The organism is Sphingomonas sp. JUb134 (assembly GCF_004341505.2).
Lineage (GTDB): Bacteria > Pseudomonadota > Alphaproteobacteria > Sphingomonadales > Sphingomonadaceae > Sphingomonas.
Genome location: NZ_SLYP02000001.1, coordinates 1,889,420 through 1,902,616 on the forward strand (window position 1 = coordinate 1,889,420; position 13,197 = coordinate 1,902,616).

The following is a 13,197-nucleotide window of genomic DNA, read 5'->3' on the forward strand; positions in this document are numbered from 1 at the left end:
GGCGAGGAGAGACGATGACTGACAGCTTTAGGGGACCGGGGCAGGGGGGGGCAGGCATCGCCACCAACCACGGCTTCATCGCCGCGATCGTGGCGGTGGCGACGATCGGCGGCTTCATGTTCGGCTATGATTCGGGCGTGATCAACGGCACGCAAAAGGGGCTGGAGTCGGCATTCGACCTCGGCCGCCTGGGCATCGGCGTCAATGTCGGCGCCATCCTTGTGGGCTCCGCCATCGGCGCCTTTGGCGCGGGACGGCTGGCCGACGCGATCGGTCGCCGCAACGTGATGATGCTGTCGGCGGTGCTGTTCCTGGTGAGCGCCGTGCTTGCCGGCGCGGCCAATGGTTCGCTGGTCTTCATCCTCGCCCGCATCGTCGGCGGCCTGGGCGTCGGCGCCGCGAGCGTCATCTCACCGGTCTATATCTCGGAAGTCACCCCGGCATCGATCCGTGGGCGGCTATCGAGCGTGCAGCAGGTGATGATCATCACCGGCCTTACCGGCGCGTTCGTCGCCAACTTCGTGCTGGCGCGCTATGCCGGTGGCTCGACGTCCGAGTTCTGGCTGGGCTTCCCGGCCTGGCGCTGGATGTTCTGGCTGCAGGCCATCCCGGCCGCCATCTATCTGCTGGCGCTGCTTGTCATCCCGGAAAGCCCGCGCTTCCTGGTTGCCAAGGGACGTGATGCGGACGCGCATGCGGTGCTCACCCGCCTGTTCGGCAGTGCGGAGGCCGACCGCAAGGTCGTCGAAATCCGCAACTCCCTCGCGGCCGACCATCACAAGCCCAAGCTGTCGGACCTCCGTGACAAGGCAACCGGCAAGATCCGTCCCATCCTGTGGGCCGGTATTGGCCTCGCGATCTTCCAGCAGCTCGTCGGCATCAACGTCGTCTTCTACTATGGCGCGGTGCTGTGGGAGGCGGTTGGCTTCACCGAGGACAACGCGCTCCAGATCAACATCCTGTCGGGCGTGCTGTCGATCGCAGCCTGCCTGTTCACGATCGCGACCGTCGATCGCATCGGTCGCAAGCCGCTGCTGCTCGTCGGGTCGGCCGGCATGGCCGTCACCCTGGCCGTGGTGGCCTATGCCTTTTCGACCGCAGTCACCGATGCGTCCGGCGCGGTTTCGCTGCCGGGCCACAACGGCATGATCGCGCTGGTCGCGGCCAACCTCTACGTGATCTTCTTCAACGCCAGCTGGGGCCCGGTCATGTGGGTGATGCTGGGTGAGATGTTCCCGAACCAGATCCGCGGTTCCGGCCTCGCGGTCTCGGGCTTCGCGCAGTGGATCGCCAATGCGGCGATCTCGGTGAGCTTCCCGGCGCTTGCCGTCTCGCCGGGCCTGGCCGTCACCTACTTTGGCTATGCGTTCTTCGCGGCCGTGTCGTTCTTCTTCGTGAAGGCGATGGTGAACGAGACCCGTGGCCGCGAGCTGGAGGACATGGCGGGCTAAGCCCTCCTGCTCGTCACCAACACAGAAAAAGGCGGGAGTACCACACCGGTACTCCCGCCTTTCTCATTTCTGGCGCCTGGGGAGGCTTACTTCCTCCAGGCGTAGGGACCGATCAGCGTTCCGACGAAGCCCGTCGCGACCTTGGTGCTCAGGAACCGCGCGTCCACATCCGCGGCCAGCGTCTTCCTGCCGGCCGTGCCCTCATAGTCGAACGCCATGGTCCCTCCATCGGCCCGGATCGTCAGCATCACGGGGTTTCCGAGCGATATTGGAGCCGAGGCGACCAGCCGCTCCTGGCCCTGGTCGGCCGTGTAGAGCGCCACGACCGGCTTGCCCCCGATCCGCGTCACGCCGAAGAACAGGTAGTTCCGGTCGCTCTGCATCGCCGCAAGGCCACCGCGCTCCCCGTCCGCCCCTGGATCGAAGCGCACCGTGGTGGTCACCGTGGCGACATGATGCTGTTGCCGCCGGCCAAGGAAGGCGGGCACGCCCGAGAGGTCCCCGATGGGCGTGCCGCGCTCGAGCACCAGGTCACCGGCCTTGAGGTGGTAGAAGGGGCGCTTGGGCGTGCGTACGCCGATCCATTGCATCGCCAGCTTGTCGCCCTCGAACTCGTCGACATAGCCGAAGTCGCCGGTCGTCGGCACCGGGCCGGGCGCCTGGGCCGGCAGCTTGGGCACCCTGCTTGCGAAGGGGATGGCCTCGCCCTTGGGCAGGATGATCGGCCAGCCGTCTTTCCAGGTGACAGGCAGAAGGAAGGTTTCGCGCCCGATGTTGTAGAAGTCGCCTTCATAGGGGCGCACGGCGAGGAAGGTCGCGAACCACTCTCCGTTCTGCGTCTTGACCAGCTTGGCGTGCCCCGCAGACGTGATCGGATTTGGACGTGCCGGATCGAGATCCCGCTGGGTCAGGATCGGGTTGTCCGCATAGGGTACGAAGGGGCCGCGCAGGTTCTTCGAACGCAACACCACCTGGGAATGGTTGACGCTGGTCCCGCCCTCGGCAGCGGTCAGATAATACCAGCCGTCCTTCTTCAGAATGTGCGGTCCCTCGATCCACACCGGCTTCTTGGAGATGTCGACACCGCCGTTCACCAGCTGCGTACTTTCGCTCACCATCTTGCCGGCGCGCCAGTCATATTCCTGGATCCAGATCGCGCGATGACCGTCGTAGCGCGGCGGTTCGGCGGGTGCTCGGTTGTTGACGATATAGGCGCGGTCGCCTTCCCAGAAGATCGAAGGATCGATCCCCTCGAACGGCAGCCAGATCGGCTTCGACCAGGGGCCGGCCGGATCCTTCGCCGTGATGACGAAGTTGCCGCCGCATTCCACGCAGGTGTTCGCGATGTAAAAGGTGCCGTCGTGGTACGAGATGTCGGGGGCGAACACCGCCTGCGAGGTCCGCATGCCGGTGAAGTCGAGCTGCTCCGGCCGATCGATCGCGTTGCCGATCTGCGTCCAGTTCACCAGGTCTTTCGAGCGGAAGATCGGCAGCCCCGGATAGTGCGCGAAGGAGGAGAGGACGAGATAATAGTCGTCGCCGACCCGCGTGACCGACGGATCGGGATAATAGCCGGAGAGGATCGGGTTGCGGTGCTGCCCCGCACGGACGGTCACCCGTTCCTGCGTATGGCCGTCGTAGGTGAAGCGGCTGAACCGAGCCGGCTCCGTCGCCAGCGCGGGAGAGCCGGCGGCGAGACCCGCCAGCGCCAGGGCAAGCGTGCGAAAATGCATGTCGATCCTCTCCGTAATCCTGTTCGGGACGAACTTGCTCTTATTGCTTGCTCGGTGCCGCTTTGGCCGCAGCGCTTTGGGTGGCGAGCTCGTGCGCAGCATGCGCCAGCTCGATCCACATCGCCCCTTCCGGGATCACATATTCGTTCTCGCCCCAGAAGAAGGGCCAGTCCTCATGGTTCTCGGGGAAGTCGGGCTTGATGATCAGAACGCCCGGAACCACGCCACCCGCAATGAAGGAGAAGTCGGCGCGGTTGTTGCCATAGGCGACTTCCTTGGAGACGGTGCCGACGCCGGAAACGAACGAAATGTCGGAGCCGGGGTGATGGCCGAGCAGGAACTCGATCCCGCGGAACACCGGATCGGCCGGCATGATCTCCGGGAACGCCTTGTGCAGCACATAGGCGTTGAGTGCCGACCCCAGAACGGCGCCGCTGCCCGCCCAGCCACCGGTGGTGATCGGCACGCCGAACGGATTGGCTGCTGCCCCCGTGCGGGTGGCCTCGGCATAGGTCCGCACTGCCGGGATCATGCCGTCGCGATAGCTCGCGGGCATGAAGGGCAGAGCCGCGACGGCGTCGCGCAGGTTCGACGCAAAGGTCTTCTCGATTGCCGGCCATGCCGCTTGGACGGCCGCGACATAGCGCTGGTCTTTGGTTGCGCGCAGCAATTCCACCGCGGCCGAGAAGCGCTCCGCCTCCAGCGGCCCACCGGTGGTGTTGCCATATTGGTAGAGATCGGGAGCATGCGACTGGTCCTCCGCCCAGGTGCGGGTCGCGATCGCCAGCGCCTTCCTCGAAAGCTCCGGATCGACTTCGGCCAGCGCCCGCGATGCTGCTGCCAGCCCGGCGATCGAGCCATAGTTGAGCGCCGATGCTTTGGTGGTGAACGCCCAGCGATCGTCCGGCGTGCCGCTGCGCCCCTTCCGCTCCTCGCCCAGCTTCAGGCTCGGGTCGTAGATCAGCCCGTCGGTCTTGGTCGATGCGTCGCCGAGGTGGGTATATTGGGCGACGTCGGGTTCGACGATGCCATGGATGGCGTGGCCGACCGCGTCGAACTGCGCGACCAGTTGCAGCGTACCGTGGCGGATCTGCTGGAGCAGGTCCGGGGTGCCGTCGGGGACATGCATCTCCGTGCGGCGGCGGCTCCAATCGACCGCGGTCGTGTCGCGCGTCGGCCGCCAGCGTTCCCAGCTGTCCACCAAGGAGCGGATCACCTGATATTGCGACTGGGTTCGGATGTCGAAGTCGCCCGCGTCGAACCAGCCGCCGACCGCCAGGCCGGGAATGTGCTCGCCCGGCTTGAAGCGGGTGTCGGTGGTCGGCCCCTGCGCATAGAGGTCGATGTGCTCATGGCTGACCGGCGCCTGGCGAGCGTCGTCCCGATGCGCCTCGCCGTGCCAGACGCGATAGCCCTCGTTGACGAACATATGGTCCATCGCGACGGGGAAGTAGACGTCCATCGTCGGGTGCCAGGCGCCCGCATAGGCATCCGCGGCGATCCGAAACGGGGCGGTGCGGGTGTCGCCATATTCCAGCACATAGAGGCCCGGCTGGCGCACGCCGCTGAAATCCAATTGCAGGTAGCTGTAGCGCAGATAGTCACCCCAGCGCTTTGCCGGCGAGACGCTGACGGGCGTCATGCGGCCATCTTCGCCGACGCGCAGCAGCCGCGCGGGCAGGGTGCGGCGGTCGTTGCGGTCGAGCTCGATCGTGGCGACCTTGCGCGCGTCGGGGGTGTAGCCGAGCTGCGAGTGGGCGATGACGGGAGGGCGGAGCCAGCCGGGCACGCTGTTCGGCTGGATCGTCCATTCGACCACGGTTCCCGTGCGGCCCGCCGGCAGCAGCGAGCGGAACACGAACCAGCCATTCTGCGCCTGGTTGCGGCCGTCGAACAGCTGCACCTCGACATTCGACTGGATCGACACGCGTCGGGCGGGGTCCTCCGGCGCAAGCACGAAGCGGTTGCCGCGCGCCATCGCCGTCGGTTCGGCGCCCGGACCTTCGGCGCGTCCGCTCGCCGCGTTGCGCTCGGACGTCCGGATCATGGCGTCGGCGGGGTAGAGCGGGAAGCCGCCGGTGCGGCCGTCGACCATATAGCTGTGGTGAAAATAGGCGGACGGCAGGAATTCCAGGTTGAAGCCTGCCTTGCCCGCGAGTGCCGCCGGCACCGGCTGGTCGAGGATCACCGACACCGCGACCGCCGCGCCGCGGTTTTCGGAGCGGATCCGGTAGTGCCATTGATGCTCCGGATACTCCAGTGTCACCGTGATCGCACCCGTCGCGGCGTCCACCTGTCGGTCCACCAGGCGTCCGATCGCGTCCCATTGGCCGGGAGTGGAGGACAGGCGGACATCACCGTTGGTGGCGATCCGTTTGCCCTGCTGGATGATCTCGACACCGCTGATCTTGGAGTCGGCGAACAGGCCGTCGTACCAATTGGAGAAGACCAGCACGTTGACCGCCGGCGCCTCGTAATAGCCGGCCCCACCCAGCTTCAGCTCGGGCGATGCCGTCGGCTGCAGGGTTTGAGCTTCTACGGGCGCAGCGCTTGCGAGCAGTGCTGCCAGCAGACAGAACACAGGTCTTCCCGCCATGACCATCCTCTCCTGATTGTCCCGGCACTCTTTGGCGCCTGTGCTCGACTATAGCGCTAACAACATCTTCTGCTAGCTGCATCTTGTCTTGAGAGTTGCAGAACGTCGAGGAGAGTAGCTCCTGTCGATAGCGCTATCAGAAGGGTTGAAGGGGAAGCGAATTACACCGGCGGTCTAGGCCGGATCGGCGCGCTCATCCTCCGCGCGGGGCGGCATCGCGATGCGGGTGTCGGTCAACGCCAGCTCGACCAGCAGCCGCATCGCGGCACTCGCGCCCGCCACGTCCTTCGCGACAATGGCATCATAGACGCGGGCATGATCGGGGATCGGGTCGCGGATCAAAGCGCGGGTGCGTTGCTTGAACTGCGTGGTCCAGGCGACGGCGGCGCCGATCGAGGATCCTAGAACCACCATCGCATCGTTGCCGGTCGCGTGCAGCAGCGCATCGTGGAAATCGCGATCTGCCGCCACGCCGGCTGGCGTCGCAAGCGAGTGCCGGCGCATGCCCTTCAGAGCGTCCCCCATGCGCTGCAGGTCCGCTCGGGTGCGCCGCTCGGCCGCAAACGCGGCGGCGGCAGGTTCGATCACCAGCCTCAGTTCGAAGAGGCTGCGCACCAGCCGCGCGTCCGGTTCTCCCGTGAACGCCCATGCGAGCACGTCCGGGTCGAGCAGGTTCCATCGCTCGCGCGGAAGGACATGGGTGCCGGTTTTGACACGGCTCTCTACCAGCCCCTTGGCGGTCAAGACCTGAACTGCCTCCCGATACGCGCCGCGGGAGACGTCCAGGGCCTCGGCCGCCGCGATCTCGCCGGTCAGCACGTCTCCCGGCTTGTACTGTCCCGAAAGGATCGCGACGCCCAGCTTGTGGGCGACGGCACCGCGAAGGCGCCGGCCAGGCCTGCGCGTGGACTCCCGGGATTTAGTGGTGGCCGGGGACGTGTCGGCAACTGCTTGCGGAAGATCTCTGCCTTCCGAGATCGCGGCTGCCCGCTGTACCATGTCGCTGCCGTCGCTCATCGGCTGCCCGGACGGAGGGGCGCAACGCGGACGGACGCTCGCCGCTGGATTGGAAGCTCGGGCGGGCAACTAAGGGCGCAGCTTTCCCGCCACGCCGGCAAAGCCGCATAGGTCGACAGCCGCATTCCGTTCTCCCAAATCTTCTGTTCTTGCGGCAAACCTGTCACGCAGGCGGCCAACCGGCAACCCGCCATCCGTCGCAGCAGGCGCCCTTCAGCTCCGCGCGGGCGGCGCGGTCGACTGGCGCTCGACCAGGACATGCTGGAGCACGCGGGAGCGTTCCTCCCCCGCCGGCGCAATGGTGCCGGCGCGCATTTCCCGGATCAGGAGCTGCAGCGCTTCGGCCGCGAGTTCCAGCACCGGCTGGCGGATCGTCGTGAGCGGGGGCCAGAGCGTCACCGCCGCCGTGGTGTCATCGAAGCCGGTGACGGTAAGGTCGGCCGGCACGTCCAGGTGCCGGCGATGCGCGACGGAAACGACGGCCGCGGCCATGTCGTCGTTGCTCGCGAAAATGGCGGTGGGCGGGGTGGGCGCATCCAGCAACTGCTCGCCCGCGACCAGGCCGGATGCATAGCTGAAATCGCCCTGGGCGATCTGAGCCTCGGCCGTCCCGGCTTCCCGCACCGCCTCCTGGAACCCGCTCAACCGCTCCGCACTCGCGGACTGGTCCGGATTGCCGAGGATGAAGCCGAGGCGGCGATGCCCCAGCTCGATCAGGTGGCGGGTCATGTCATAGGCAGCCCGGCGATTGTCGATGCCCACCGAAATGGCATCGGGTGCAGTCCCTCCGACGACCGCGACGGGCAGGTTCGCCGCGCGAAGCACCTGCCGTACGAGCGGCATCTCGCCCAGCGGCGGCGCCAGCAGGATCCCGCCGACGCCGGAGGCGATCAGCCCTTCGATCGCCTCCGGCGTCGGCGCTTTGCCGTCTTTGCCCTTGAGAAGGATCAGCTGCGCGGCGCGGGCCGACGCCTCCTCGAAGACGCCGCCGAGGAAATCGCTCATGAAGGCGGCGCTTGGATTGGAGTAGATGACGCCGATCCGGAGCTCGCGCGACGTCACCAGGCTCCGCGCCATCATGTTCGGCTTGTAGTTGAGCGCGCGAATGGCCTCGTTCACGCGTTCCCGGGTCTGATCGCGAACCCCGGAGTCGGCGTTGATGACGCGGGAGACGGTCATGGGCGACACGCCGGCCTGCTTGGCTACGTCGATGATGGTGACGCCACGCGTCCGTCGGGCGGTTTGTGCCAAGCTCTTCTCTGCGTTGCTGCCGGCGGACTTCGCCTGCGACCGTCGACCAGAGGACGTGCATCCCTGCAGGCGGCTTCGTCAATGCCGTCGCGCGCGTCTCTCTGCCGCGCAGCCCTTTACACCGCGACTTGCCTTCGCTCCGCCGGCCGGGCTACGAAGATGGTAACGTTACCGGGAGGGGCCGCACGGTGAGACGATTTCCGTATGTTCGGTGGACCATCATCGGGCTCTTCGTAGGCGCGATGGTTATCAACTATCTCACCCGCAGCATCCTGGGCGTCGCCGCACCCGCGATCATGGCCGAGCAGCATATCTCGTCCGCCCAATATTCGTGGATCACGGGCGCGTTCCAGCTCGGCATCATGTTTCAGCCGGTTGCGGGCTATCTGCTCGACCTGATCGGCCTGAAGGTCGGCTTCACCCTGTTCGTCGCGGTGTGGTCGCTGATCACCATGGGGCACGGCTTGGCGACCGGCTGGATGGGCTTTGCCGGCTTGCGCGGCGCATTGGGGCTGGTCGAGGGCTCTGCCCAGCCGGCCGGCATGAAGCTGGTCGCCGAGTGGTTTCCTGCGCGGGAGCGCGGCGTTGCCGGAGGGATCTACCAGATCGGGGCGTCCTTCGGCGCGGTGTTCGCGCCGCCGCTCGTCGCCTGGGCGGTGCTCAACCACAGTTGGCGTGCGGCGTTCTTTGTGGCCGGCGGGCTTGGGCTCCTGTGGGTGATCGCTTGGCTGCTCTGGTACGCGCCGCCCGGGCGACATCGCGCCCTGTCCGAGAGGGAGCGGACGCTCATCGTGGAAGGCCAGGAGGCAGCGCTTGCCAAGCGGCGCCGTCGCCCGCCGCTTCGGGAACTGCTTGGCCAGCGCAACCTCTGGGCGATCGCAGGCGCGCGCTTCCTGGCCGATCCGGTCTGGGGCATGCTGTCGCTGTGGATGCCGCTGTACCTCGTCCAGGCGCGTCACTTCGATCTCACCCAGATCGCGATGTTCGCCTGGCTGCCCTTTCTCGCGGCGGACCTCGGCTGCCTGTTCGGCCCTGCCGTGGTGGCTTGGCTCCAGCGGCGCGGTGTCTCTCTGGTGGATGCGCGTCGCGGCGCGTTCACGGTTGGTGCGGTGCTGATGATGGGCATGATGTTCGTTGGCACGGTGACCAGCCCCGTCGCGGCGGTCGCGCTCCTCTGCCTCGGCGGCTTCGCGCATCAGACGCTGTCGGTGACGGTGATCACCATGTCGTCCGACCTGTTTCCGCAGGACCAGGTGGCGACCGCCACCGGCGTGTCCGGGACTGCTGCCAACCTGGGCGTCCTGATCTTCACCCTCGTGCTGGGCTCGATGGTCGACCAGGTTGGCTATCAACCCTTCTTCATCCTCCTCGGCCTGCTCGACCTCCTCGGCGCTGCGCTGCTTTGGACGCTGGTTCGGAAAACCGCATGACCATCCGCAATCCCATCCTGCGGGGCTTCAACCCCGATCCGTCGATCGTCCGCGTGGAGGACGATTATTACATCGCCACCTCCACTTTCGAATGGTTCCCAGGCGTCCAGATCCACCACTCGCGTGATCTCGCCAACTGGCGTCTCGTCGCCCGTCCGCTTCGTCGCCCCAGCCAGCTCGACATGCGCGGCAATCCGGACTCCTGCGGGGTGTGGGCGCCGGACCTCAGCTACGCCGATGGTCGGTTCCACCTGATCTTCACCGATGTGAAGCGCTATGGGCGAACGACGGTGGACGGTGCGCGGGGGGCGTCGCTGCGCGACTTCCACAATTACTGGGTCTGGTGCGATCGGATCGATGGCGACTGGTCCGATCCCGTCCACCTCAACAGCAGCGGCTTCGATCCGGCGCTGTTTCACGACGACGACGGACGCAGCTGGCTGCTCAACATGCTGTGGGATCATCGGCCGGGCCGGCGCCGCTTCGCCGGCATCGTCGCGCAGGAGATGGATCTCCGCAGCGGCTGCCTGCTCGGGGAGCGCCGCGTGATCTTCGAGGGAACCTCGCTCGGCTTCACCGAGGGGCCGCACCTCTACAAGCGGGACGGCTGGTACCATCTCCTGGTCGCGGAAGGGGGGACCGAGCGGAACCATGCCGTCGTCATGGCCCGCTCGCGTTCGCTGTTCGGACCTTACGAGGTGCATCCCGACGGCCCCGTGCTCACGGCCCGCGGCCGGCCCGAGGCGCCTCTCCAGCGGGCCGGGCACGGCGACCTCGTCGAGACGCCCTCGGGCGAGACATGGATGACCTACCTCTGCGGCCGCCCCTTGCCGGCAAGCGACCGCTGCGTCCTAGGGCGGGAAAGCGCCACCCAGCCGATGCGCTGGGGCGCCGACGGATGGCTGCGCACGGTGGACGGGACGGGGGTACCGGTGGCGGAAGTAGCAGGGCCGGCGCACGCGGCTATCGGCCCGGTGCAAGAGGAGACCGAGTTCACCGGCTCGGCCCTGCCGGAGTCGTTTCAATGGCTCCGGACGCCCTATCCCGAGCAGCTGTTCAGCCTCGGTGCGCGTCCGGGATACCTGCGCCTCTACGGGCGCGAGACGATCGGCAGCCACTTCACCCAGTCGCTGGTCGCGCGGCGACAACAGGCGTTCCGCTACCATGCGCAGACCTGCGTCGAGTTCGAGCCCGAGCATTTCCAGCAGGGGGCCGGCCTGGTCTGCTATTACAACAGCACCAAATTCTACTTCCTCCACCTGACCGCCGACGATGGCGGCGAGCGCCAGGTCCAGGTACTGGCCGTCACGCCGCAGGGGGAGGGGAGCAGCCTCCTCACGCCGCCGATCCCGATGGGTCCAGGCGCCGTCGAGCTTCGCGTGGAGGTGGACCATGAGGCGCTGCGCTTCGGCTATCGCCTGGCAGGTGCCTTGGAGTGGTGCTGGCTACCAGAGACGTTCGACGCGAGCCTGTTGTCGGACGAGGCGACGCTGCCCGGCCTGCCGAACTTCACCGGCACCTTCGTCGGCATGGCGTGCCAGGACATGGCCGGCACCGGCCTTCCGGCCGACTTCCGCTACTTCCACTATGTCGAGCAGCCGGCGGCCGACCCGCTGCGGGAGCAGGCATCGGCACGCGCAGAGGTTCTGGGCTAGGCGCGCCGGATGCGGCGGAGTGGCTGCGCAGCGCGAGCTAGTGCAGCCGTGCCCCTCCTCAGGGTTTGCGCGTGGGCCTTACCTTGGTCTTCGGGACGAGGATCAGCGTGCGGCCCTCGACGCGCCACGAGGCGAGATCGGAGAGGAAGTTCATCCCCAGCACGTTCATGTCGCCGAGCGCCGGCGAGATCGCGACCTTGAGGTCGCGCGCCGTGATCGATCCCAGCTCGAGCCGCTTCACCGATCCGGTGCGCGCCTGGGCCAGGCCGTTCGCGGTCTGAAGCACCACTGGAACCAGACTGGAGCCGGAGCCTATGGCGGCCGCCTTTGCCGTGTCCTCGGAGATCGCGGTGATCGTCGCACCGCTGTCGACCAGCATCCGGCGCTCCACCCCGTTGATCGTCGCGCGTGCCCAGAAATGCCCGTCCGGCGACATCCGGATGCGAACCTCTCCGCCGGACACCTCCTGGCCGTTCACGCCGAGGCGCTCGGCGATGCGCGCCAAAGAAGGTTCGTAGGGCGCCTGCTGGAACAGGATGAACAGGCACAGCGCGAGCAAGCCGACCGAGAAAGCGAAGCGCACGATCGGCCCGATGAAGGGGATGCGCTGGATGAATGCGAGCGCCAGCGCCGCAAGCACCGCGTAAATCGCGATCTGCTGCCACTCGGTGCTGATGGTCATTCGGTGTAGCCCTTCATCCAGTCACGAACCCGAAGCCCGGGGTTTCGATCCGCAGCGTCTGTTCGGGACGATCAGAGCGGACTGTCGATGGACGCGGGCGGCTTGCTGAACCAGTGAGGCCCCGCCGGGGTCATGTAGAAACAATCCTCCAGCCGGACGCCGAACTTGCCGGGCAAGTAGAGGCCTGGCTCATTGGAGAAGCACATGCCGGCCGCGAGCGGGGTAGTCTCTCCGTGCACGAGGTTGACCGGTTCATGCCCGTCCATGCCGATGCCGTGGCCGGTGCGGTGGGAAAGGCCGGGCAGGCGGTAGCGCGGGCCATAGCCCTGCGCCTCGTAGAAGGTGCGCACGGCATTGTCGATGGTGCCGGCCGCGACGCCGATGCGCGCTGCCTGCAACGCCACCTGCTGTCCCTTCGCGACCGTTTCCCACACCCGGCGAACCTCAGGGCGGACGCTTCGGTAGGAGAAGGTGCGCGATACGTCGGATTCGTAGCCATGCACCGAGCAGCCGCAGTCCATCAGCAGCACTTCGCCCGGCGCGATCCGGTGCACCTGTCGACTGCCGTGCGGATAGGCGGAGGCCTCGCCCACCAGCGCCATCGAGAACGCCGGCTCGCCGCCGAGCTTGCGGGTTGCGGCGCTCATCAGCGCAGACACGTCACGGCCGGTCATGCCGGCCTCGACCCGCGCCCAGGTCCAGCGATAGGCGGCAAGCGTGACGTCGGTCGCCATCTGCATCAGCGCGATCTCGGCGGGGGACTTGATCATGCGCAGGCCGCTAACGATCGGGTCGGCCGACACGAGCCGCATGCCCGGCAGTCGCGTGCCGAGCCCGTCTGCCACGAAGAAGCGGGCGGTCTCCTCGATCCCCAGCCGCCCCTTGGCCAGGCCGCGCTCCTTCAGCCAGCCGGCGATCAGTGCCAGCGGGCTTTCATCCTCCTGCCAGACGCGTACCTCCGCCGCGACGTCGAGTGTCTCGCGGACCGAAGGTTCTTCGAAAAACGGGGTGACCACCAGCGCCTCGCCTTCGCGCGGAAGGACGGCCGCGGTCACGCGCTCGCTCCGGCCCCACTGAACGCCCGTGAAATAGGTCAGCGACGCGCCCGGCTCGACCACCACGGCGGCGATGTCGTGGCGGCGCATCAGTGCCTGCGCGCGCCCGATCCGCGCCAGCCGCTCGGCCGCATCGATCGGCTTCGCGGCCGTCGTGACGTCGCGGAGTTCCGACAGGTCCGGCTCCGCGGCGCGCAGGATCGCGCTGGAAGCTAGGACCGGAACGGTGAGGGCTGCGCCGACGAAGCTGCGGCGGGATAGGAGGGCGTGCATACCGGCTGGATAGGGTGCATTGCAGCGCCCCTGCAATGCACCCGCGCCGGGTCA

At 67.3% G+C, this 13,197-nt stretch carries 9 protein-coding genes; 3 read left to right on the plus strand and 6 right to left on the minus strand.

What is annotated here, in order from left to right; translation table 11 throughout:
- Positions 1 to 14 precede the first annotated feature (14 nt).
- Positions 15 to 1,451, plus strand: coding sequence for a sugar porter family MFS transporter (locus EDF69_RS08915; RefSeq protein WP_125961915.1), 1,437 nt, complete (start codon positions 15 to 17; stop codon positions 1,449 to 1,451).
- Between the two features lie 86 nt (positions 1,452 to 1,537).
- On the opposite strand, the gene EDF69_RS08920 is transcribed toward EDF69_RS08915, so the two are convergent.
- The 4 genes from EDF69_RS08920 to EDF69_RS08935 all read right to left on the minus strand — a co-directional run bounded on the left by EDF69_RS08920 (position 1,538) and on the right by EDF69_RS08935 (position 8,048).
- On the minus strand, positions 1,538 to 3,184 hold the full coding sequence (locus tag EDF69_RS08920) for a glycoside hydrolase family 43 protein (RefSeq protein ID WP_132883591.1): 1,647 nt from the start codon (positions 3,182 to 3,184) through the stop codon (positions 1,538 to 1,540).
- Positions 3,185 to 3,224: 40 nt separating this feature from the next.
- Entirely contained in the window at positions 3,225 to 5,780 is a 2,556-nt protein-coding gene (locus EDF69_RS08925) for a glycoside hydrolase family 9 protein (protein WP_132883590.1), read from the minus strand.
- Positions 5,781 to 5,954: 174 nt separating this feature from the next.
- Positions 5,955 to 6,797 carry a FadR/GntR family transcriptional regulator gene (locus EDF69_RS08930; protein WP_239555399.1) on the minus strand — a complete coding sequence of 281 codons (843 nt, stop codon included), beginning with the start codon at positions 6,795 to 6,797 and terminating at the stop codon, positions 5,955 to 5,957.
- A gap of 213 nt (positions 6,798 to 7,010) precedes the next feature.
- Entirely contained in the window at positions 7,011 to 8,048 is a 1,038-nt protein-coding gene (locus tag EDF69_RS08935) for a LacI family DNA-binding transcriptional regulator (protein ID WP_132883589.1), read from the minus strand.
- 188 nt (positions 8,049 to 8,236) lie between these two features.
- On the opposite strand from EDF69_RS08935, the gene EDF69_RS08940 reads away from it, so the two are divergent.
- Positions 8,237 to 9,478: an MFS transporter gene (locus EDF69_RS08940; protein ID WP_339538101.1), complete on the plus strand. Its 1,242-nt coding sequence runs from the start codon at positions 8,237 to 8,239 to the stop codon at positions 9,476 to 9,478.
- Entirely contained in the window at positions 9,475 to 11,133 is a 1,659-nt protein-coding gene (locus tag EDF69_RS08945; protein ID WP_132883588.1) for a glycoside hydrolase family 43 protein, read from the plus strand. The genes EDF69_RS08940 and EDF69_RS08945 overlap by 4 nt, the downstream gene beginning before the upstream one ends.
- Positions 11,134 to 11,191: 58 nt before the next feature.
- Here EDF69_RS08945 and EDF69_RS08950 read toward each other — a convergent pair whose 3' ends face one another.
- Together EDF69_RS08950 and EDF69_RS08955 are read right to left on the minus strand one after the other, a co-directional pair.
- Complete coding sequence (locus EDF69_RS08950) at positions 11,192 to 11,815, minus strand: retropepsin-like aspartic protease family protein (protein WP_132883587.1); 624 nt, start codon at positions 11,813 to 11,815, stop codon at positions 11,192 to 11,194.
- 71 nt (positions 11,816 to 11,886) lie between these two features.
- Positions 11,887 to 13,143 (minus strand): M24 family metallopeptidase, encoded by a 1,257-nt coding sequence (locus EDF69_RS08955; RefSeq protein ID WP_132883586.1) that lies wholly within the window; start codon positions 13,141 to 13,143, stop codon positions 11,887 to 11,889.
- Positions 13,144 to 13,197 lie beyond the last annotated feature (54 nt).